At 38.8% G+C, this 20,962-nt stretch carries 20 protein-coding genes; 12 read left to right on the top strand and 8 right to left on the bottom strand.

Features of this window, described 5'->3' with window-relative positions; all coding sequences use genetic code 11:
* Positions 1-86 precede the first annotated feature (86 nt).
* Positions 87-254, bottom strand: a complete 168-nt coding sequence (locus NG743_RS12890) for a type I restriction endonuclease subunit R, EcoR124 family (protein ID WP_152608971.1) — start codon at positions 252-254, stop codon at positions 87-89.
* Positions 255-359: 105 nt separating this feature from the next.
* Between NG743_RS12890 and NG743_RS12885 the strand changes: the two genes are divergently transcribed.
* Entirely contained in the window at positions 360-560 is a 201-nt protein-coding gene (locus tag NG743_RS12885) for a type II toxin-antitoxin system HicA family toxin (protein ID WP_027403175.1), read from the top strand.
* 2 nt (positions 561-562) lie between these two features.
* Positions 563-832 carry a type II toxin-antitoxin system HicB family antitoxin gene (locus NG743_RS12880; RefSeq protein ID WP_228043726.1) on the top strand — a complete coding sequence of 90 codons (270 nt, stop codon included), beginning with the start codon at positions 563-565 and terminating at the stop codon, positions 830-832.
* Positions 833-1,427: 595 nt separating this feature from the next.
* On the opposite strand, the gene NG743_RS12875 is transcribed toward NG743_RS12880, so the two are convergent.
* Positions 1,428-3,458, bottom strand: a complete 2,031-nt coding sequence (locus NG743_RS12875; RefSeq protein ID WP_193962427.1) for a glycoside hydrolase family 10-like protein — start codon at positions 3,456-3,458, stop codon at positions 1,428-1,430.
* A 353-nt stretch (positions 3,459-3,811) separates the two neighbouring features.
* Between NG743_RS12875 and NG743_RS12870 the strand changes: the two genes are divergently transcribed.
* From NG743_RS12870 to recN, 4 genes are all read left to right on the top strand, one after another.
* A complete protein-coding gene (locus NG743_RS12870) occupies positions 3,812-4,060 on the top strand; it encodes a DUF4160 domain-containing protein (RefSeq protein WP_257122085.1) in 249 nt (82 codons plus the stop codon).
* A gap of 12 nt (positions 4,061-4,072) precedes the next feature.
* Positions 4,073-4,375, top strand: coding sequence for a DUF2442 domain-containing protein (locus NG743_RS12865; RefSeq protein WP_257122084.1), 303 nt, complete (start codon positions 4,073-4,075; stop codon positions 4,373-4,375).
* 623 nt (positions 4,376-4,998) lie between these two features.
* On the top strand, positions 4,999-7,092 hold the full coding sequence (locus tag NG743_RS12860; RefSeq protein WP_257122083.1) for a WD40 repeat domain-containing protein: 2,094 nt from the start codon (positions 4,999-5,001) through the stop codon (positions 7,090-7,092).
* A 212-nt stretch (positions 7,093-7,304) separates the two neighbouring features.
* Positions 7,305-9,035: a DNA repair protein RecN gene (recN, locus tag NG743_RS12855; RefSeq protein ID WP_027403171.1), complete on the top strand. Its 1,731-nt coding sequence runs from the start codon at positions 7,305-7,307 to the stop codon at positions 9,033-9,035.
* A 93-nt stretch (positions 9,036-9,128) separates the two neighbouring features.
* On the opposite strand, the gene NG743_RS12850 is transcribed toward recN, so the two are convergent.
* Entirely contained in the window at positions 9,129-9,704 is a 576-nt protein-coding gene (locus tag NG743_RS12850) for a Uma2 family endonuclease (RefSeq protein ID WP_027403170.1), read from the bottom strand.
* 297 nt (positions 9,705-10,001) lie between these two features.
* On the opposite strand from NG743_RS12850, the gene NG743_RS12845 reads away from it, so the two are divergent.
* Both NG743_RS12845 and NG743_RS12840 read left to right on the top strand, forming a co-directional pair.
* Complete coding sequence (locus tag NG743_RS12845) at positions 10,002-10,271, top strand: hypothetical protein (protein ID WP_027403169.1); 270 nt, start codon at positions 10,002-10,004, stop codon at positions 10,269-10,271.
* Positions 10,241-10,606: an HNH endonuclease gene (locus NG743_RS12840; protein ID WP_306459844.1), complete on the top strand. Its 366-nt coding sequence runs from the start codon at positions 10,241-10,243 to the stop codon at positions 10,604-10,606. Before NG743_RS12845 ends, NG743_RS12840 begins: the two co-directional genes overlap by 31 nt.
* A 294-nt stretch (positions 10,607-10,900) precedes the next feature.
* On the opposite strand, the gene NG743_RS12835 is transcribed toward NG743_RS12840, so the two are convergent.
* The 4 genes from NG743_RS12835 to NG743_RS12820 all read right to left on the bottom strand — a co-directional run bounded on the left by NG743_RS12835 (position 10,901) and on the right by NG743_RS12820 (position 15,681).
* Positions 10,901-11,413 (bottom strand): hypothetical protein, encoded by a 513-nt coding sequence (locus tag NG743_RS12835; RefSeq protein WP_257122082.1) that lies wholly within the window; start codon positions 11,411-11,413, stop codon positions 10,901-10,903.
* Positions 11,414-12,037: 624 nt separating this feature from the next.
* Positions 12,038-13,576: a bifunctional aminoglycoside phosphotransferase/ATP-binding protein gene (locus NG743_RS12830; RefSeq protein ID WP_257122081.1), complete on the bottom strand. Its 1,539-nt coding sequence runs from the start codon at positions 13,574-13,576 to the stop codon at positions 12,038-12,040.
* Positions 13,577-13,968: 392 nt separating this feature from the next.
* Entirely contained in the window at positions 13,969-14,268 is a 300-nt protein-coding gene (rplY, locus tag NG743_RS12825) for a 50S ribosomal protein L25 (protein ID WP_027403164.1), read from the bottom strand.
* An 84-nt stretch (positions 14,269-14,352) separates the two neighbouring features.
* Positions 14,353-15,681 (bottom strand): adenylosuccinate synthase, encoded by a 1,329-nt coding sequence (locus NG743_RS12820; RefSeq protein ID WP_027403163.1) that lies wholly within the window; start codon positions 15,679-15,681, stop codon positions 14,353-14,355.
* Between the two features lie 1,624 nt (positions 15,682-17,305).
* Here NG743_RS12820 and ndhL point away from each other — a divergent pair.
* From ndhL to NG743_RS12800, 4 genes are all read left to right on the top strand, one after another.
* Positions 17,306-17,515, top strand: coding sequence for an NAD(P)H-quinone oxidoreductase subunit L (gene ndhL / locus NG743_RS12815; RefSeq protein WP_080683924.1), 210 nt, complete (start codon positions 17,306-17,308; stop codon positions 17,513-17,515).
* 26 nt (positions 17,516-17,541) lie between these two features.
* Entirely contained in the window at positions 17,542-17,853 is a 312-nt protein-coding gene (locus NG743_RS12810; protein WP_027403162.1) for a DUF3007 family protein, read from the top strand.
* A gap of 73 nt (positions 17,854-17,926) precedes the next feature.
* Entirely contained in the window at positions 17,927-18,730 is an 804-nt protein-coding gene (gene trpA / locus NG743_RS12805; protein WP_027403161.1) for a tryptophan synthase subunit alpha, read from the top strand.
* Between the two features lie 231 nt (positions 18,731-18,961).
* Positions 18,962-19,612, top strand: a complete 651-nt coding sequence (locus tag NG743_RS12800; RefSeq protein ID WP_027403160.1) for a hypothetical protein — start codon at positions 18,962-18,964, stop codon at positions 19,610-19,612.
* 128 nt (positions 19,613-19,740) lie between these two features.
* Here NG743_RS12800 and NG743_RS12795 read toward each other — a convergent pair whose 3' ends face one another.
* Positions 19,741-20,841: a nucleotidyltransferase domain-containing protein gene (locus NG743_RS12795; protein WP_027403159.1), complete on the bottom strand. Its 1,101-nt coding sequence runs from the start codon at positions 20,839-20,841 to the stop codon at positions 19,741-19,743.
* Positions 20,842-20,962 lie beyond the last annotated feature (121 nt).

The following is a 20,962-nucleotide window of genomic DNA, read 5'->3' as shown; positions in this document are numbered from 1 at the left end:
ACTCAAGGGGGAAATTTTACGTTTATGGAATCAATTAATACTGTCACTTCCACAAACATCCTCTAAAAGGTAGAGAATCTCAAAATCTAAACAGTTCCACCCATACCTTCGATAAATGTATCAATAAATAACTGGATTTTTTCGGAAACGCGCTCAATAGTTTTTTTCATGGTTCTCAACAAATCGAGAATATACGCCACATTAATCTCATCTCGATGAATTAATTCTAGTTGGGCTTCGGTTTGGGTGGTCATGGTTGATATTTTTTACACACAAGACTATTTTAATATAAAGAGTTATGATATTTATATGGAAGTAAAGCATCATTTTCTTATAATTGATGTAAATATTCTTAATTTATGACTAAAAAAGTAAAAGAAGTAATTAAATTACTAGAAAATGATGGATGGGTACATATACGAACTACGGGTAGTCATAGACATTTTCGGCATCCAAATAAGCAAGGGACTGTAACTGTTCCAGGAAAATTGTCTGATGATCTTAAGTTAGGTACGCTTAATAGCATTTTTAAACAAGCTGGTCTAAATGGAGATAATTAATTATGATCGCTCTAACTCCGAAAACTATAAATTATATTGTGATAGTCGAAAAAGCTGATCACAATTTTTCGGCTTATGTCCCTGATTTATTGGGATGTGTAACTACCGGTGAATCAATTGCAGAAATTGAAAAAAATATGAAAGAAGCTATTATTGGGCATTTAAAAGTAATGCGAGAATATGGTGATCCTATTCCTGAATCATCCTCTATCTATGAACTTGATAGTCCTGCAAGTATTATTCTGCAAGTAAGTATTCCTATAGGTTTTTAATCTTGACTCTGGCATATTTCATGCTTTGCAGTTGGGTAATTAAGTCTGCTTCTAGTTGGGCTTCCGTTTGGGTGGTCATGGTTGATATTTTTTAAGTATGAGAGACTATTTTAATATAGCAATCCTATTTGAGTTTTTTAATCATCTGTTGGCTTCCACACCCGCCTGGGAATAAATTCCCTGTCTCATAGCTCAAGTCCGTTAAAACGGACTAATAAATTTTCCTAGTGTTTAGTCATCTTCAGATGACTTTTGCTATTAGACTGGGAATATGGCTTACGCCACGCTACGCTATCATTCCCAGGCGGGTTATAGGTTTTACGTTAAGTTGACACATATCAGCACTGCTAAACCCCTACCCATAAAATCAAGTAATTAAGCCGTGTTGAGTATAAGTTATGAGGTATTCAAAGGGTTAAGTTCCTTTTGAGACCACGATAATGTTACCACTACAAACAATCTAATTGAGATTTTTGTGAGCGATCGCTCATTTACCTGTCAAAATAAATTTGATTGACATAAAACTAAGATTATCGCTGTCCAGATGTGTCTAGACTTTGGTAATTTTGGGTAAGTTTTATAGAACGGTTAGGAGTCAAGTTACAGTAATCATCACACCTGCACTTTCATTCCCTAATCTATCCACAGCACATACCGCATAAGTTCCCGGTGGAACTGTCGCAAAGGTAGTACCAGCGGATAAAATGCGTTGAATTATCCAATTATTGCTATTTTGCGAATATAGAGTCCAAGAACGCACAGGTTGACTATCTCCTGCTTCCCAATTTAATTTTCCATCCATAAACTTGAGGTTTTTGGGAGGTGGTGGCGTGATGGAACTTTGCCATGACATAATGGGAACTAAGGCAGGTGTGGGATAATCGGTTCTAAATTGGTCAGCAATGCCTTGACGATTTTCTTTAATGCCAGTCATGCTGAAAAAGATATTACCCAAAGATAAACTACCTGCTAAATTCCGAGAAATCTGAATCTGCTTGACAATTTCGCTGTTTTTCCATTCCTTCCCATCTAGCTGTCCGAGATTGTTACCTGCATAGACATGACGCTGTTTGGTATTAATCTCCGTCCACCATTTCAGCAAAGTTTGATAACCTTGTTTAGTTTGGTCAGTCCGCCAGTAAAGTTGAGGAGCAATATAATCTATCCAGCCTTGCTGTAACCATTTTTTAGAATCTGCATAGAGAACATTATAGGCATCTAACCCGACAATTCCCGCAGGTTCTCCAGAACGATAAATACCAAAAGGACTAATCCCAAATTTCACATGAGGTTTGGTGGCTTTGATTCCTTGGGAAAGTCGCAATACCATTTGATTGACGTTTTCCCGTCGCCAATCTTCTAAACTCAGTTTACCGCCACTGGCTTTATAAGCTGCGTAGGTTTTATGATCGGGAAAAGGTTTACCAGATATGGGGTAGGGGTAAAAATAATCATCTAAATGAATCGCATCTAAATCATAACGGCGGACAACATCAATAATGACGTTGTATGCTCTGTCTTGAACGATTTTTGCACCGGGGTCCATCCATAGTTGACTACCCCATTGATAAACAACTTCGGGATTTGTCACGGCAATATGAGGACGAACAGTGGAAACTTGACTGTTAGCTCTAGCGCGGTAAGGATTAAACCAAGCGTGTAATTCAATATTGCGTTGATGACATTGGGCGATCGCAAATTCCAAAGGATCATAAAATGGACTTGGCGCTTTTCCCTGCGTTCCCGTAATCCAAGCACTCCAAGGTTCTAAGTCAGAAGCATATACAGCATCACCTTCCGGTCTGACCTGCAAAACTAAAGCGTTGAAATTCAAAGCTTGTAACTGTTTAATAATCGCCACCAATTCCGCTTTTTGCTGTTCCACAGACAGTCCTGGCTTAGAAGGCCAATCACTATTCCACACAGTCGCAACCCAAGCGCCTCGAAATTCTCGCCGATGATTTACTTTAACGGTATTAGAGGTTGTCGGTTTAGGTGTAGGAATCGTTGTGGTTATAGGTGCTGCAACAATATAATCAGAAGGAATTTTTTCCGCTTTTCCCAAATACACTAAAGCCTGATAAACCATCACTGCCACATCTGCACGAGTAGCGGCTGTTTTATAATTTAGTATTTTGACGTTGGGATAATTCACCACCCAACCAGCACGGGTCGCCAAACCTATTTGATTAATTCCATAGTAAGGAATTAAAGATCCATCTTGATAAATTTCTGCCAGTTTACTCACTAAATCCAGGTCAACTTGACCAGCAATTCCCAAACCATTGACAATTGCGACTAAAGCATCACCCTTAGCAATACTTTCATCTATCCCAAACCGCTTGTTCGGATAACCCGTCAAAAATCCAGTTTCATAAACTTTCTTAATCGCGTTTATTGCCCAATGGGTCTGGGGAACATCTCCAAAAGGCAGATATGCACGTTTAACTGGTTGGGAAAAAACTGAAGCGATAATGGCAGCAAATTCAGCGCGAGTTACAGGGTTATTGGGGCGACAAGTTCCATCAGGATAACCGCTGATAATCCGCCGTGCTGCTAAAGCTTCTATAAATGGTCGGGACCAATGATTTTGAATATCGGAGAAAGTTATAGGAGTAGATACCATATTTAAGGAGATAGTTACATCTTCTGTTAATTTAGCAATTTTTAAGTCATAGTTGCTAATTTTCTGGGAATGCAGTCAAACATATAAGTTTTTTAAATCTCTCTTTTCCAAAAAAATCACATTTCTATGTTTATTGAGAATATACCCAGTTAATTCTCAAGATTATTGAGAATGTAATCAATAAGCTAACGATTTTACTAGGGTATTGACATCTGGAAATTTTATGTTATTGTCAAGATATATAATCTGGAAGTTTCTATATCTAAAAATTAGGATTGCGGAAGGAAGGTTAATTTGTACAGTGTGTCATTCCTAGATGATACTCCTTGTCAATGCGTAAGTCCTATATCTTTATGCCAGAAGTTACACGGTTTTATGGAATAGTTATCAAAATTTTCTTTGCTGATCACCCACCTCCTCATTTTCATGCAGTTTACGGTGAGTATAATGCCTTAGTTGGTATTGAGTCTTTAAAAATTATTGAAGGAGATTTACCCAGTCGTGCTGAAAAAATGGTAATAGAATGGGCTACATTGTATCAGAAAGAACTGCTCAATATGTGGAATAGCCAAGAGTTTAGTAAACTGCCACCTTTAAAATAATGGAGAGTTTAGATGAAACCTGCTCGTATTGTTTTTGCTCAAGCTATAGATGATCATAACTTGATCATTAAGTTTACAAATAACGAACTAAAAAAATATGATATCTCTAAATTATTAGATAACCCAATGTTTTCTCCTTTAAAAAATCCGGCATTTTTCAGAAATTTTATCATTGATTCAGGTGGTTATGCGTTGGTTTGGAATGAGGATATTGATATCAGTGAATATGAACTTTGGCAAAATGGAATCAGCATTACAAAGGAAGGTAACAGGGAACAGGGAACAGATAAAATCCAGTTTCATAAATTTTCTTAATCGCGTTTATTGCCCAATGTGTATCAGGAACATCTCCAAAAGGCAGATATGCACGTTTAATTGGTTGGGAAAAATGGCGTTGCTGAATTGAGGTATGAAATTCCCAAATTGAATCTTTAAAACTCAAACCTCAGTGCGTCTTTGCGCCTTTGCGTGAGACTAAAATTCATACCCTTAATCAGCAACGTCGGGAAAAATAAGTTTTTTAAATCTCTCTTCTGCAAAAAAATCACATTTCTATGTTTGTTGAGAATATGCTCGGTTAACTCTCAAGATTATTGAGAATGAAATCAATAAGCTAACGAATTTACTAGTACAGCACGGCGTAAATAAATCAACCATTCTTAATCGCCAAAAAGCTTGCCCAATATTGCTTTTGACTTTTGACTTTTGACGAACGCCTTGCGGTACTAGGGTATTGACATCTGGAAATTTTATGCAATTGTCGAGATATATAATTGTATTCAAAAATTGATATTCCAAAATCCAGGGAATAAATTCCCTGTCTTATAGCTAAAGTCGGTTAAAACCGACTATTAGGAACGTAAAGTTTTATTTTTTTAGTTTTATTGAGTATAATTTGTGATATAGTAATCACGACTTGACAAGTAATACCAGTTAACATGAATAATCGTCAGTTGCTAGAATTTAGCGAGTATATATGTTTGGGGTTATTAGTATTGGGAACAATAGTAGCTACAGTGACGCAACAGGTAGTTTATGCGGTTATTCCCCTGAGTTTAAGTGTAGCTTTAAATTTAGTCAATCGTCCTAAGTTTAATTATTCCCAATCACAATCACAAATAGACCAATTACAGACAGGTTTGCAAAATATTACTGAAGAATTTCACCAAGTAGAAAAAACCATGAATACCTCTAATCAACGTTTGGAACAAATCGAAGCTTGGAGACAACAACTCAGCCAAATTATTGACCAAACAATTGAGATGGCAATTAATGAACGTTTGGGAAAACTTGAAGTTTATAAACAGGAAATTAGTCAAATTGTTGACCAGAAAATTCAAATATCAATGCAAAAATTGAGTACGGAATTTAATGCAGTTAATCAACAAATGCAAATTGTCAATAATCGGTTGCAGCAATTAGATATTTCTCTAGAAAGTTTGAACTCTAATGTTGATAAAGATGAATATTTGAGAAATATTGCAGAATTGCAAACTGAATTATCACAAATTAATCAACAGCTACAAGTCTTTAATTCTCGATTTGCAGAAATTGAAACTTCTATCAAAAATGGCAATGAAAGCAATCAACAGCAATTAGCAGAATTACGGGACAATCAAGAAAATCAAAGTCAGGAATTTACTCAGATTCATCAACAAATCGAAGTTGTTAATTCTCGATTTGCAGAAATTGATAATTCAACCCAGAAATTGCATCAGACAATTTTAGAACAAAACCAATCAATAGGTGAGATTAAAGAAACTCAAAAAAGTGAAATTTCCAAAAATAATGACATCCTTGATTCTATTAACCAACGGTTGACAGATGGATTAACAGAATTAGATAGTTTATTTACAGCTTTGGTACAACCGTTACAGGTTGAAAATAAATCAAATCCGCAAACAGCAAGCCAAGAAAAAGAAGAAATTTCCCCAATTAATAAATTAGATTCTATTGGCAATTCTATTAACAAATCGTTGAAAACATTAGATGTATTGACGGAATTAAATACTTGGTTTAACCCGTCACAGTTAGGAAATGAATCAAGTATAAAAGAATCAGATAATTATCAAGAACCACTAGAAGTAATTGCTACCACATCTTCATCAAATGACAACACCGAAAAATTAGTATTTGTTCGTACTCTCAAAGGACATAAAAATAAAGTTCTCTCTGTAGCTTTTAGTCCAAATGGGAGATTTTTAGCAAGTGGCAGTGATGATACAATTATTAAATTGTGGGATTTAGCAACTCAGCAACATCGCACCTTTGCAGGACATGGGGAATATTCTTGGTCTAGAGGGATTAATTCTCTAGCTTTTAGTCCAGATGGTAAATTTTTAGTAAGTGGTAGTGATGATAAAACTATTAAATTATGGGATGTAAATTTAGGAATAGAAGTTTTCACTTTTACAGGACATGAAGAAAGAGTTAATGCTGTCTCCTTTAGTCCCTTGGGGAAAATTTTAGCCAGTGGAAGTAAAGACAAAACAGTTAAACTGTGGTCATTAGAAACAGGAAAAGAAGTTTACTCTTTCAAAAGTCATACCGATGATGTTTTATCTGTAACTTTTAGTCCCGACGGTAAACTATTAGCTAGTGGTGCAGGTGGTAATGATAAAACTATCAAGATTTTACAATTAGCTGAAAATAAAGTGAAAACCTTAACAGGACATTCTGATTGGTTTGGAGGGATTACATCTCTAGCATTTAGTCCCGACGGAAAAACTTTAATTAGTGGTAGTCAAGACAAAACTATTAAACTTTGGAATCTAGAAACTAGTCAAGAAATTAAAACTTTATCAGGACACTCTGATTATATTTGTTCTGTTGCATATAGTCCCAATGGACAAATTTTTGCGAGCGCTAGTAAAGATAAAACAGTGAAATTATGGTCAGTCGCTAGTGGAGAAGAAATTTCTAGCGTCAAATGTACTGATTCTGTAATTTACTCAATTACTTTCAGTCCAGATGGTAAAATATTAGCGGCTGGAAGTGGAGATACAACCATTACTCTGTTTCCCATAGCATAAGTTTGATTCTACAGGTAGGGTAAAGCATGAGCTAAACCCTTACACCTCTGGGTTTTGAGCGTTGCTGATAGCCATATTGAAGTAGAAAAAAGGAAAATTAAAAATCTTCACCTTTGCGCCTTTGCGCCTTTGCGTGAGACTAATTCATACTTTCATTCACCAACGCCATAATCAATAAAAACGGGGAAATCTGCAATCTGAGGATTATTTAAATGCTGCTATATTTAAGAATTGAAAATTTCGCCTTAATTGATCATCTGGAATTGGATTTTGGTGTAGGTTTAAATGTATTAACGGGAGAAACCGGCGCAGGAAAATCAATCATATTAGATGCCATTGATGCCGTTTTGGGTGGTAAAGTCTCTAGTCGGGCGATTAGAACTGGCACAAATCGCGCTATCGTGGAGGCGACTTTTAGCGTCACTCCGCCTTTAGCTGCTTGGTTAAGTGAACAAGAAATTGATTTAACCGATGATCATGCTGTGATCATTAGTCGAGAAATTGCCACCACTACTAGTAATATCCGCAGTAGATCAAGAGTAAATGGAGTGCTGGTAAATCGCCCCTTAATGGCAGGATTACGAGACAGTTTAGTAGAAATTACAGCACAAGGACAAACGGTACAGGTGGGACAATCTGCCCAAGTTCGGGATTGGTTAGATTTATATGGTGGTGATGCCTTGTTGCACAAACGCCAAAATGTTGCCGCTGCTTTTATTCTATATCAACAAGCCCGGCAAGCACTGGAAAAACGCCGGACATCAGAACGGGAACGGCTGCAACAATTGGATTTACTCACCTATCAAGTGCAAGAATTGGGTGCGGCTAATCTTGATGATGCCCAGGAAATGGAGCAATTAAATCAAGAAAGAGAACGCCTCAATCATGTTGTGGATTTACAACAAATGAGTTACAAGGTTTATCAGGCTTTGTATCAAGATGATCAGGAAACTCGCACTGCTGCTGATTTATTAGCCGATGGAGAGATGACATTAACTCACATGGTGGAGTATGATCCTCAATTACAATCTCTCTTGGAATTGGTGCGAGATGCAGTGGCAGCAGTGATGGAAGTGGGGAGACAAATTAGTATTTATGGAGAAGGGTTAGAAGCAGATCCGCAACGGTTGGAAGAGGTGGATGAACGGATACGGGAATTAAAACAAATTTGTCGTAAATATGGACCTACTTTAACGGAAGCGATCGCTTATTATGAACGTATTCAAACTGAATTAGCTGAACTAAATAATAGTGAACAATCTATCGAAACTTTAGAACAACAAGAACAATTATCTTTACAAGCACTCCAGCAAGTTAGCCACCAATTAACCCAATTACGTCGTCAAACTGCGGCTAATTTAGAATCTCGGTTATTAGCCCAACTCAAGCCGTTAGCAATGGATAAGGTGAAATTTCAAGTAGAAATCGTCCCCATTACCCCCGCAGCTACAGGTGCAGATAAAATTACTTTTATGTTTAGTCCTAACCCCGGTGAACCTATCCAACCATTAACAGAAATTGCTTCTGGTGGAGAAATGAGCCGTTTTTTACTAGCTTTAAAAGCTTGTTTTAATCAAGGAAATGAAGTAGGAACAATGATATTTGATGAAATTGATGTGGGGGTTTCTGGTAGAGTTGCCCAAGCTATAGCAGAGAAATTACACCAACTTAGTCAAGGACATCAAGTATTATGTGTAACTCATCAGCCTCTAATTGCAGCAATGGCAGATCGTCATTTTCGCGTTGATAAATTAGTAATTAATAAAGCCAGAAATAGTAATGATGAACAGCGGACTGTTGTGAGAGTAACAAGTTTGGATAATTTAACTACCCGACGGGAAGAATTAGCACAGTTAGCCGGTGGTAAATCAGCAAATGAAGCAATTTCTTTTGCTGAATCTTTATTATTACAAGCTGCTAATCATCGAGAAAAGAGAAAATAGATGGTGAAATTGTCAGAAGTGGCTAACGCCACGCTTCGCTATCAGGATGTCCAGGATTTAATAAAGTCATCCTCTCAATTATTCTATTATCTATCAGACAAGTGGTAGCATTTGAAAAACTACAATTTCTAAATCGGGAAAATCTAAAGGAGATATTTTTTGCTGTTCTGTGATAATTGCTTGATTTTGATAACCTTCTGTTGTGGGATTTCTAAATACAATTAATTCGCGTTTCACTACATCTAACACCCAATAATCCTTAATTCCTGCTTGAGAATAAGCTTTAGCTTTGATTTCTGTATCTAGTTTTAAACTACTATCTGCAACTTCGATAATTAAATAAACTTCTGCTGGGGTAGGATGATGATCTGCATAGTCTAGGGGATCTATTTTCACCACAGCAATATCTGGTTCTGGTTCAGATCGTTCATTTAATTTTACAGGGTCTTGAATAGCTATGCAAGCTTTATGACCAATTCTGTTTTCCAACAACTTATATGTTCTACCCACTGCTGAACGGTGGGCTGTTCCTTTAGCAACCATCCAGATTATTTTCCCCTCTAATAATTCTACCCGTTCACTTGGTTCAAATATTCCTGCTTCAGCCATTCTGTGGTATTCATCAACAGTCCACAGCCGCAATTGTAAGGGTGATTCTGTGGTTTGCATAGTTAATTAAGGTGAATATTTATTTTCTATTACAATACCTTGTCCAAATTAGAAAAAGCCTTGATTTGTAGGTTGGGTTGAAGCATGAAACCCAACAAATGCGTTGGGTTGCGCTGTCGCTTAACCCAACAAAGCAGGAAATGGACAAGGTATTGCTATTATAGAATTATTTGTCTGAATCAGGATGTCCAGAATTTAAGGATTTACAGGATTTTTGTCTGAATCAGGATATCCAGGATTTCAGGATTTTCAGGATTTTTTATGAGATAATACAAATAAAGACACTGTGAACATACAATGGCTACTCAATTAATGGTTCAACCTTCGTCTTTAATATCTTCTGGTATGAAGATGAGTGAATTTGGTAATATTTATCTATTTAAATTTACCGAAGAACTACAGATACGTTTTGAAGAACTATTAGCAAAGAAAAAATCTGATAAACTGACTTCTGAAGAGGAAGCGGAATATGTAGGTATCTCGGAGTTACAGCGAATATTTACCTTAATTAATGCTCAACTAGCGGCTAAAAGTAAATGGTGTCCGAACCAACTCGACGACTTATAAGAAAACGAGCTAAATTTCTCTGTGAATATTGTCACTCTCCAGAATATCTGAGTCCTGATCGTTTTACTATTGATCATATTATGCCGCAGTCTTTGGGGGGTTCAGACGAACTGGATAATTTAGCTTTGGCTTGTCATCGCTGTAATGAGCGTCATTATAATTTTATAGTAGCTACTGATCCTAAAACTCAAGAGCAAGTTGCTTTATTTAACCCTCGTCAGCAAGAATGGTCAGAGCATTTTATCTGGACAAAAGATGGTATAAAAATTGTAGGTACAACGCCTACAGGAAGAGCCTTCTCACAATGGAGTAAGTCGCCAGATTTCAGTCTTTGAATAAAATCAGTCTGCTGTGCTTTGAGTATTGTTGTCCAGTCCATTTGTCAAAACTCACCTTTATCTGACAAGGAGTATTTATTCTATTATTCCCTATTAAGCAGCAAAAAGCACTAATTTAGATCATATTGCAGTTTTTTGAGTCTAACCGAAAAGTATTGAATCCTCAAACCCTAAAAATACAACTCAAACAAACATCCTGCAAATCCTTTAATCCTGGATATCCTGATATGGCTTGCGCCACGCTACGCTATCAGACAATTTAATTTTATAATCCTAATTATCAATTGTTAATTACTTTTCCCAAAAGCGAAAATTGAAAGTTGCAGAGTCCCGACGGAAGCGCCGAGTAGGTTTTCTTTTGCGTCTCTTTGCATTTCTTTCACTCGGCTGTTCTGGATTTATTTCTTCCGCAATCTCCTCTGATAATTGTGTTTGTAATGCCTCCTCACTTCTCCACCAACCAATAATCCAACCACCACCAACTCCAGCGATCGCACCGAATATAATACTAATAAGGGCTGAATAACCGAGGAAAAGGCAGCCCATCATAAAAAACAACCAATATTTTAATCCAGCATCAATGCCATCATTAGAGGCGACAGTAGCAGGTTCAGGATTATTATCATTGGCAAATGTGAACCACCCCAAGGTGACACCACCCATAATGGCTATAAATAGACTGAGAGGAACTGAAGCATTAGCAATTCTGGAGATAATAAATAAAAATAATCCAAATAACAATTGAGAAAGAAAGTTAGGAGAAGAAGAGAAAATATTGCCTAGTAGATTATTTTTTGGTGCCATAATGCTAGAAATCAGGAGAAAGAATAATTATATCTCGGTTATCTCGTTATCTCGTTCCCAGTCTCTGACTGGGAATGCTATCATAGAGGCTCTGCCTCTACTATTCTTGTCAGTAACCCAGCCCTAAAGGGACTGGGCTTGCAAGAGTAATCAAGCAAGCCGTGCTGACCAGACCACCCTGAGCGTAGTCGAAGGGTAGCCGTTATTTGAGTCACGACACCCCGGAATGCGAAGCTAGTTCCCTGCTCTGTCATTTGCAATTAAACAGTTTTAAGGTCACTGAAACAGTGTTGCAAGTCTAACAAGCTCTTATAACTGGTCGTTCGCGCCAGCGTGCCGGAGGCATCTAGCTAACATCACCCCAGAAATGGGAGTTGGTTTCCAGATTCCAATCAAAAATCTGGTTTCAATTTTAATATCCACAGCGGTTAAAACCGCACGTGTCGCTTCCCTCTCAGGTCTAAAGACACTGAGTTTCCCACTTACCGCGAGGTCTTATGAGAATCCTATCATAGACATCTTGCCTCTACTATTATTGAAGGCAGAGCCTTTAGAGTTCATTCCCATACAGAGTATGGGAACGAGGAAAGCGCAATGCTAAACCCTAAGTTAACTAGACAAAAATTAAATCAGTTTTGATAATTGCGTGTCTAGCGGTTGAGTTGTATCCACAACTGTTATATAAGGTTGTTCGAGATTTGTAAATGGTTCAGATTGCTTGATTTGCGATGCTAATAAATCAGCGGTTGCGTCAGCAATATCACCAGTACGGTTCAGGAGTCGTTCTTTGATAACTTCTAGGGGTGCGGTACAGTTGATAATATGCACAGGTAATTGATGCTGTGTGGCTTGGGAAATAACTGTCTCCCGTAAATCCTGGCGATCATATTTGGCATCTAAAATCACAGACCAACCTTGATTAGCCAGTATAATTCCTAATGCTAATAATCGGCTATAGGTTTTTTGGGTCATTTCTGGTGTGTAGATTTCATCACCACCTTTTTCTAGGAGGGGAATTCCTGCTAAATGCTTACGCACAGCATCAGAACGGAGATGAACTGCGTTGAGTTTCCGCGCCAAATATTTAGCTGTGGTACTTTTACCAGCGCCAGATAATCCTGACATTAAAATCAGTCTTCCCTGTTGGGGTTTGGTATATTCCCAGGCTTGACGGTAATATGCAGATGCGGTTTTTGCAGATTCTTCTTTGACCGCAGCCGGGATATTAGGATCATCTAATAAAAAGGAATTTACTTTAGCTCGTACATAGGCTTGACGGCTTAAGTATAAAGGTAATACCTGTAAACCTTCCCAGTCTCCAGTTTGCTCTACGTAGGTATTTAAAAAGGCATTTCCTAAGTCTTTCCGTCCTCTGGCTTCAATATCCATGACTGTAAATGCTACGTCATACATGACATCCACAAAGCGGAAAGGCTCATTGAATTCTATACAATCAAATAGCATAATTTTGTCATGCCAAAGAGCAATATTTCTGAGGTGCAAATCGCCGTGACATTCACGAATATAGTTATTGTCAATTCTGCTTTTAAATAGTTCTGGATGTTGGAGAAAGAAGTTGTCTGTATATTGTTTTGTTTCTTCAAATTGTTCTTTTGTTTGTGGTCCACCAATATATTTTTCAGCTTGTTGATAATTCTCATCAATTGCTAATCGGACTTGGGAGACTTCTCCAAAACTGCGAATATAATCGTTTGTCTCGGTGTTTGCATGATATTGAGCTACAACTCGTCCCAATTCTTCTAAGTGACTTTCTGACAAATTTCCACTGGCAAAAAGTTCACTAAATAGGGTTTCTTGGGGAAATTGACGCATCTTTACTGCATATTCTACGGCTTCTTCTGTGCCACCTAAATGGTATTGTTCACCTACTACGGTGATGGGAAGAACTTCTAAATATAATTCACCTGCACCTCTTTGATTTAGTCGCAGTTCTTCTTGACAAAAATAATGCCGTTTTTCTAAGGTGGAAAAGTCTAAAAAACCAAAGTTGGCTGGTTTTTTGAGTTTGTAAGCATAATCCCCGGTGAGGAGGACATAGGAAATATGAGTTTGAATTAGTTGAATTGGTTCTGTTACGGGATGAGGATAAAATCCTGGTTGTAACATTTGTGAGATTAAATTCGGGAGATTGGTTTCTGTCATTTTTATTGGTAATTGGTAATTGGTAATTGGTAATTGGTGAACTCTTCCCCGTTCCCTAATATAGATAATTTTTCCACAAAAAAACCAGGGCTAACCCTGGTTCTCTTCTTTATTACAGCAGGTTGCGTAGTTAGGAGGTAAACAATCTAAATTGAAACCTATACAAGTAGTGAGACAGAGTTAATTACACAACGTCATTGCGTAAGCGTTGCGTTGCGTTAGCCATATGGAACGAAATGAAGCAATCGCCAGGGTTGTGATTGCTTCCCTTCGCTCGCAATAACTGTAAATATTTTTGTCCAATTACTTACAAAGCCAGTTTTACTCCTGACTCTTGACTGGGCGCAGGCCCTGCGCCCCTACTTCCTGACTCCTGCTGTATTACCTGAATTTTAGCCTTTAGCGCCAGCAAAAAAACTTAGGTGATAAGGTGTGCCTTTGGCTGGGTGGATCTGAAGTTCGCGGATTACGGTTATACCAGTCCACTCCAATTCAGGAATGCTGAGTTCTATTTCGGTTTTGTTGGGGGTAACTTGCTTGAGCAGGCGTTCTACAACTTTAGCGTCAAGAACTAGAGCAATTGATTCAATCCCTTTGTGACCATACAAGTTGGCGGGAATTAAGCCTGAACGGCGCAAAGCTCTGGGTTTGCTACCTTCGGGACGGGGTTTAGATTCGAGTGCGATCGCCATATAATTTGTTAATTTGTTAATTGTTAGTTATTCGTTGTCTGTTGTCAGTTATTTTGCCACTAACCAATGACCAATGACCAATGACTAAACAGGTGTACCGTTGGGTTGTAACAGTGCGCGTTTGGGACCGTGAATCGGGTCTTCGACAATGATAGTTTGATCACGACTTGCTCCCAAGGAAACAATTGCGATCGGCACTTTCATTAATTCTGCTAAGAATTTCAGATAGTCCAGTGCTTTTTGTGGTAACTCTTCCAGGGTACGACAGTGACTTGTTGAAACTTGCCACCCCGGTACAGTTTTGTAGATGGGACGACAACGAGCGAACTGACGAGCGCTGGTGGGGAAGTCTTCGCAGCGTTCACCATCAATTTCATAAGCCACACAAACATTGATTTCCTCTAGTTCATCGAGAACATCCAGTTTAGTGAGTGCCATGCAATCCATGCCGTTAATACGGACTGCATAACGCCCGATAACCGCATCAAACCAACCACAGCGACGTTTACGCCCTGTAGTTGTGCCAAATTCTGCACCGCGATCGCCTAGCAAGTCCCCAATTTCGCCATTTAGTTCTGTGGGGAATGGACCTTCTCCCACTCTTGTAGTATAGGCTTTGGATACACCAATTACCCGATCTATCATTGTTGGACCTAATCCACTACCAACGCAAGCCCCACCAGCGACTGGGTTGGAGGATGTGACGTAGGGATAAGTTCCATGATCCAGATCAAGCAATGTCCCTTGTGCGCCTTCAAACAAAATATTTCGTCGCCGTAAAACTGCATCGTAGATTTTCAACGATGTATCAACGACAAAAGGACGCAAGCGTTCTGCATAACCTAAATACTCCTCAATCACTGCTTGTGGATTCAAGGGTGGTAGATTATACAGCTTTTCTAAAATGGTATTTTTATAGTTTATCGTCCGTTCTAACTGCTCAGGCAGTCCATCGGTGTCCATCAGGTCCAACATCCTGATGCCTGTACGTTCCGATTTATCCGCGTAGGTGGGACCAATGCCTCTACCTGTTGTACCGATTTTATGATTTCCCCGGACTTCCTCGGATGCCTTGTCAATCATGCGATGATAGGGCATGGTGACATGAGCCGTCTGAGATATCAACAGATTAGCCGTAGAAATATTTAATTGTTCTAGTTGTTCGAGTTCTTTGATCAAAACCTGTGGATCTATGACTGTGCCACAGCCAATGATACATTCGGTTTTTGGATACAAAATACCAGAGGGGATTAAGTGCAGCTTAAACGTCTGACCTTGGACTACGATTGTATGCCCAGCGTTAACTCCCCCTTGATAACGTACCACCACGTCTGCGGAGCGGCTGAGCAAGTCAGTTATTTTACCTTTTCCTTCATCGCCCCACTGGGCACCTATGACAATGACGTTAGCCAAGAGATTATATTAAAGGGTAAAGTTTCCACAAATTACAATTATCAGCATATTTCATATCTTTTGTCAAGAAATTTGTCATAAATTCAATGAGTAAGCACAAAAAGGAGACAACAAAAGATGTCTTTCGGTTTCTCTCGAACTGTGACATACTGAATACTTTTAACCGCGACACTCCCTGACATCTGAGATATCGTGAATGTCCAGTACAACATTACCAACTGAGTTGATGAAGGTGCATTGGTGTCAACTTAAGCTCAAATCCCTACCACATCTCGTTCCTAGTCTCTGACTAGGAATGCAGTTGATGAGGCTCTGCCTCTAATATTATTGAAGGCAGAGCCTTTTAGAATTCATTCCCAGTCAGAGACTGGGAATGAGATGAAAAATTTCCGGGTTATTTAGAGAAATCCACAAAAAAGATGATCCTAGTGCTTACGCATTGACAAAGTTTTCTAAATATGTAATGTAGATTTTATCTCTTGTAGGGTGCGTCAGACCCAATAATTTGGTAAAAAACAGATTTCCTCTATCTGACGCACCCTACTCAATATGTAATGTGGATTTTATCTCTTGTAGGGTGCGTCAGACCCAATAATTTAGTGAGGGACTTCCAAGAAATAAATTATCCTGATTAACGAACCACGGAGGCGCAGAGGACACAGAGGAATAAGGGTTTGAGAGATTTTTGCGTTAGGTGGTTTATCGGTTGTCAAGAGATTGCTTCCTTTCACTGGCAATGACAACTCATGCAGCACAGGTTTATTAGAGACTTCCAATCAAAAAAATATCCCAAAATTTCTTGTGGTGCGGGACGAATTGTCCGCTAATCATCAAGGACGGGCAAGGATGCCCATCCCACAAAATTGGATCATTTTTTTTGCGGAGTTCTCTTAGTCATCTTCAGATGACTTCTGCTATTAGACTGGGAATTCATTCCAAGGCGGGCTAAAGGTTTTAGCACATCTTTAGTTGGTTTTTAGATGGGAGTGGGGGGGCTCGAACCCCCACGACCTTTTACGGTCAACGGATTTTCATTCTCTTGTAGTTTTCACTACTACTTAGGTGCTAAAGCAATCATAAGTTTTGAGAATTGGACTCTCCCTTTACCCTCGGCTTTACGTTAGGGTAGCTCCCGTCGAGTCTCTGCACCTTCCCAGTCAAATATTTTTCTGGGCTTGGCTCAGGATTGCCATATCTATAAACAGATTTAGGTTTCCCTGAGTTTGAGAGCTGCCACTTGAAAGATTTCTCTATCAAGGCTCAATTCCTTTAAGTCCGTAGCGTCTACCATTCCGCCACACTCCCGTAAGGTTGTTTACTGTTTTTGAGGCAGTATTTACCCTCTTGTCTGTTATACCACTAATTGCTTTTTTTTGGCAAGTAGATTTTAAAATTTTATTTGCTAACGCTAATATTTGACATTTAGCACCGAAACAAAATATTAAACTAGCCAGTTAGTTCACGCTTAATGGCTAAGGACGATCATATCATAAGTTTCGATTTTTGGGCAATTGGTTTTTAAAGAAGATGGAAAATAACAGAATTACCGACTTCCTCAAACCAGCCATTGGGCATATCATAAGAAGTGAATGCACCAAATATAGTTCAAATTGCGGTAAGAAATATGGTTGTAGCACTACTGTATCTGAGTTTGGCGGGCGCTTATTTGCTGGTAATACCCATTGCTGTATTTTTCTACTTGAGTTTAAGATGGTATACCTGTGGTTCTGTGGAACGGGTGTTTATGTACTTTTTAGTGTTCTTTTTCTTTCCGGGGTTGCTAGTTCTCTCCCCGTTTGTGAATTTGAACCCCCGTCCTCGAAAAATTGCTTAAATTAAAATTGGTAGGTCATAATTCTCATGCGACGTATTGACGCAATTGGTATTGGCTTCGGCGTTTTTGTGGCTGGTGGCTTGGCTTATGTGGGTTTGCAAGGGGTGGGTTTAGATAGTCAGAATGCTGGTATCTGGAGTCAAGTTTTCTTGATGGCTGGCTTAATTGGCTGGTTATGCACCTATATTTTCCGAGCGATAGGGAATAAAATGACCTACCATCAACAACGGGAAGCTTATGAAACGGCTTTTTTGCAAAAGCGGCTTGATGAACTCTCTCCTGAAGAGTTAGCTAAACTGCAAGCGAAGATTGAAGAGGAAAAAGAATCTCAGGTTTAGAGTTATGATTGTTCAGTTGTCAGTTGTTGATTGTAACTACTGACTACTGACCACTGACTACTGACTAGGCGAAATGACTGCTATTTCTCGTTGCTTTGAAAATTTAAGACGGAATCAAGAGTGCGCGTTGATTCCTTTTATTACGGCTGGTGATCCGGATTTAGAAACTACTGCTAAGGCTTTGCAGGTTCTGGATAATTCTGGGGCGGATATTATTGAGTTGGGTGTACCCTATTCTGATCCTTTGGCTGATGGTCCGGTGATTCAGGCTGCGGCTACTCGCGCTTTGGAGAGGGGAACGACTTTAGAGCAGGTATTGGAAATGCTCAAGGGGATTAGTCCGAGTTTGCGATCGCCTATTATTTTATTTACCTATTACAATCCGATTTTACATCGAGGCGTTGATAAGTTTTTGAGGCAAATTAAAGATGCTGGGGTAGCAGGTTTAGTTGTGCCGGATTTGCCATTGGAAGAGTCCGCAGGGCTAATTAAACCAGCGGCGGAGATGGGGATAGATTTAACCTTATTGGTAGCTCCTACGAGTTCTCCCGAAAGAATAGAGGCGATCGCCCGTGCGTCTCAAGGATTTATCTATTTAGTCAGTGTTACTGGTGTCACGGGAATGCGAACCCAACTGCAAACGCGGGTTGGTGAACTGCTGCAACAAATCCGTCATGTTACAGATAAACCTATTGGTGTGGGGTTTGGAATTTCTGAGCCTGAGCAAGCAGGACAGATAAAAGCATGGGGGGCGGATGCGGCAATTGTCGGTAGTGCTATGGTGAAGCGACTGGCAGAAGGCACACCAGAGCAGGGATTAGATGCGATCGCTCAATTTTGCCAAAGTCTCAAAACAGCCATCAAAAATCCCTCTTAATCAAAGAGAGCAATTGCCAAACAGTGTATTTTTTTGTTATTTTTTAGTGGACAATTTGACTGTAATCGTCTTAAATAATAACAGCATATCTTAGGATAGACAAAAAACTAACTGATACACTGGTTAATCTTGAATTTTCTTATAATATCAAAGTAGGCAAAAAATTATGCGTGTGAGAGTGCATCAGTCACAACTGAGTTACTATTCAGTAATATTTGGGGGGTAACAGCAATGAGCGAAAGTATGGCATTTATTGGCGGAGTCGCAGTAGCTGGGTTAGCGGCTTTAGTCTTGCTGAAAGGGACAAATACCCCGATATCATCGAACTTTGCTGTCAGTCCCCAAATGCCTGGGACAGTCATGGCACCCCAGGTAATGCAGTATCCCCCTAATTACGGGCAACCTGTCTATTCTAACCAGCCCCCAACCGCTCCTAATTCTGATCAGCGGCTAGAAATGGAAAAGCTGAAAATGAATATGCAAATAGAGAAATTGAAAACTGACAATGAACAACTAAAGTTACAAAACCAACAATTCCAGGCACAAGCTCAAAGTTTTACGCAACAGCAGTGGCAATTAGCACAACAAGCTAATCAACAAAAAATGGCCACTTTACAACAACCTGAGCAAAATAATTGGTGGTCTTCACCTATGCTTTGGGCTGTGGGTGGTGCTACCTTGACTATTGGTGGTGGTGTTGTTGTCGCCGGTGTCTTATCTTTATTTGCACCAAAACAGCGACCTACTCGTACTGTTCAGGTGATTCATCCCTACAATGGATCAACACAATCTTTAAATCCTGTGCGTCGTGCTGAGTTTTTACCATCTTCTCCCATGGAATCTAGAAGGATCGAAACCGCAGAATACGACGAAATGCACTAAAACGTTGTGCTGAATAGTTCAGACATTGAGAAAGTAAAAACCAAACATCAGAATCCAATTAGTAGGGTTTTAACATTAGTAGCAATTGTTTTCATAAAACCTCGCAGTAAGTGGGAAACTCAGTGGCTTTAGCCCTGAGAGTCCCAACCTTGCATTTCCACCAACTCCATACACAAATCATTAATTTGCTCCAAATCAGGACGATGTGGTAAACTAGATTGCTCATAAAAAGCATCCATTTGAGCAACCAAATCTTCCGCCATTTTCATCAACTCTTCATAACTATAATTACCCCGCAGAATAGCCTTTAAATCATCAATATCACCAGCTAAATTTCTATCTACAGTTACTTCTCCCCGCTGCAAAATTTCCAATCCACTGCGTAGTAATCTAATACAGTGCATTCCATGTTTTAAATCATAACCTGATTTTTTTTCCATTTCGGCTCTTGCAGGGTTTCTATTTTCCTGCCAAGATATATAGGCCTTCCATTCTCGCAACGCAATTTGATAACTTTGACTTTTTTGCAAAAGGCGAATAAACTCTTTGCGTCCATGAGTTAAATTTTGGGTATATGCTAAAGTTTCATCTGCTAAAGTGTATTGTTTTAAAACACCTTTAAAATCAATATCCGCAGTCAGCAATTTATATAACTGTTCTGATTCTTCCAAAAATTCAATTTTCCCCCTAATTAAAAGATAAAGATATTCCAAAAAAGCATTTAACTCATCTTTACTTAAAGGAACTTCATCCATAATATTAAAATCAGCAGGAATAGGTTTTTTCGTGGGTGGATTTAATAACCATTTACGATGAGTTTCCATCTTCTTGATTTGAGCAAAAGCATAACCAGAATAAGTGTGTTTTACCTTTTTACTCAAAAACAACCTGCGATGATTAATTAAATGTTGTCCGACATTTGTTAAAAAAGGATAATTCGTTAACCACAGCAATTCTAAAACATTGGGATTTGCACCAGCCAATAAATGTAGAACTTTCCTTAATTCATAAATAACCGTATCTTCATTACCATCTATAAACGGGAATATCCCTGGTTCATCCCATCCCGAATCCTTTTGCTCAATACTATCAAAACCTAAATAATAGCGTTTAGGAGCAATAAATACACCACGATAATCATAATCTGATTCAGGACGATTTAAACCATAACCATGACTACCAGCTAAACCCACAAAAATAGTTCTTTGTTCAACTTCTATCCTTTTCATATTTATCCAATAAAAATTAGGCGTTGCTGATTTTAGGGATGAAAATAATTTTGCATAGGTTCAAGACTCTTGTAGAGACGTTCCATGGAACGTCTCCACCTCCAAAAATCATACGCCAATT

This window comes from Dolichospermum heterosporum TAC447, assembly GCF_024584745.1.
Taxonomy (GTDB): Bacteria; Cyanobacteriota; Cyanobacteriia; order Cyanobacteriales; family Nostocaceae; genus Dolichospermum; species Dolichospermum heterosporum.
This window is presented reverse-complemented; position numbering and strand designations above follow the sequence as displayed.

Excerpts from the sequence above, each read along its gene's own strand:
- NG743_RS12885 (WP_027403175.1), top strand. The coding sequence starts at position 360 with ATGACTAAAAAAGTAAAAGAAGTAATTAAATTACTAGAAAATGATGGA.
- NG743_RS12880 (WP_228043726.1), top strand. The coding sequence starts at position 563 with ATGATCGCTCTAACTCCGAAAACTATAAATTATATTGTGATAGTCGAA.
- NG743_RS12870 (WP_257122085.1), top strand. The coding sequence starts at position 3,812 with ATGCCAGAAGTTACACGGTTTTATGGAATAGTTATCAAAATTTTCTTT.
- ndhL (WP_080683924.1), top strand. The coding sequence starts at position 17,306 with ATGGTTGTAGCACTACTGTATCTGAGTTTGGCGGGCGCTTATTTGCTG.
- rplY (WP_027403164.1), bottom strand. The coding sequence starts at position 14,268 with ATGGCGATCGCACTCGAATCTAAACCCCGTCCCGAAGGTAGCAAACCC.
- NG743_RS12835 (WP_257122082.1), bottom strand. The coding sequence starts at position 11,413 with ATGGCACCAAAAAATAATCTACTAGGCAATATTTTCTCTTCTTCTCCT.
- NG743_RS12800 (WP_027403160.1), top strand. The coding sequence starts at position 18,962 with ATGAGCGAAAGTATGGCATTTATTGGCGGAGTCGCAGTAGCTGGGTTA.
- NG743_RS12845 (WP_027403169.1), top strand. The coding sequence starts at position 10,002 with ATGGCTACTCAATTAATGGTTCAACCTTCGTCTTTAATATCTTCTGGT.
- NG743_RS12840 (WP_306459844.1), top strand. The coding sequence starts at position 10,241 with ATGGTGTCCGAACCAACTCGACGACTTATAAGAAAACGAGCTAAATTT.
- NG743_RS12830 (WP_257122081.1), bottom strand. The coding sequence starts at position 13,576 with ATGACAGAAACCAATCTCCCGAATTTAATCTCACAAATGTTACAACCA.
- trpA (WP_027403161.1), top strand. The coding sequence starts at position 17,927 with ATGACTGCTATTTCTCGTTGCTTTGAAAATTTAAGACGGAATCAAGAG.
- NG743_RS12860 (WP_257122083.1), top strand. The coding sequence starts at position 4,999 with ATGAATAATCGTCAGTTGCTAGAATTTAGCGAGTATATATGTTTGGGG.
- NG743_RS12890 (WP_152608971.1), bottom strand. The coding sequence starts at position 254 with ATGACCACCCAAACCGAAGCCCAACTAGAATTAATTCATCGAGATGAG.
- NG743_RS12795 (WP_027403159.1), bottom strand. The coding sequence starts at position 20,841 with ATGAAAAGGATAGAAGTTGAACAAAGAACTATTTTTGTGGGTTTAGCT.
- recN (WP_027403171.1), top strand. The coding sequence starts at position 7,305 with ATGCTGCTATATTTAAGAATTGAAAATTTCGCCTTAATTGATCATCTG.
- NG743_RS12850 (WP_027403170.1), bottom strand. The coding sequence starts at position 9,704 with ATGCAAACCACAGAATCACCCTTACAATTGCGGCTGTGGACTGTTGAT.
- NG743_RS12810 (WP_027403162.1), top strand. The coding sequence starts at position 17,542 with ATGCGACGTATTGACGCAATTGGTATTGGCTTCGGCGTTTTTGTGGCT.
- NG743_RS12875 (WP_193962427.1), bottom strand. The coding sequence starts at position 3,458 with ATGGTATCTACTCCTATAACTTTCTCCGATATTCAAAATCATTGGTCC.
- NG743_RS12865 (WP_257122084.1), top strand. The coding sequence starts at position 4,073 with ATGAAACCTGCTCGTATTGTTTTTGCTCAAGCTATAGATGATCATAAC.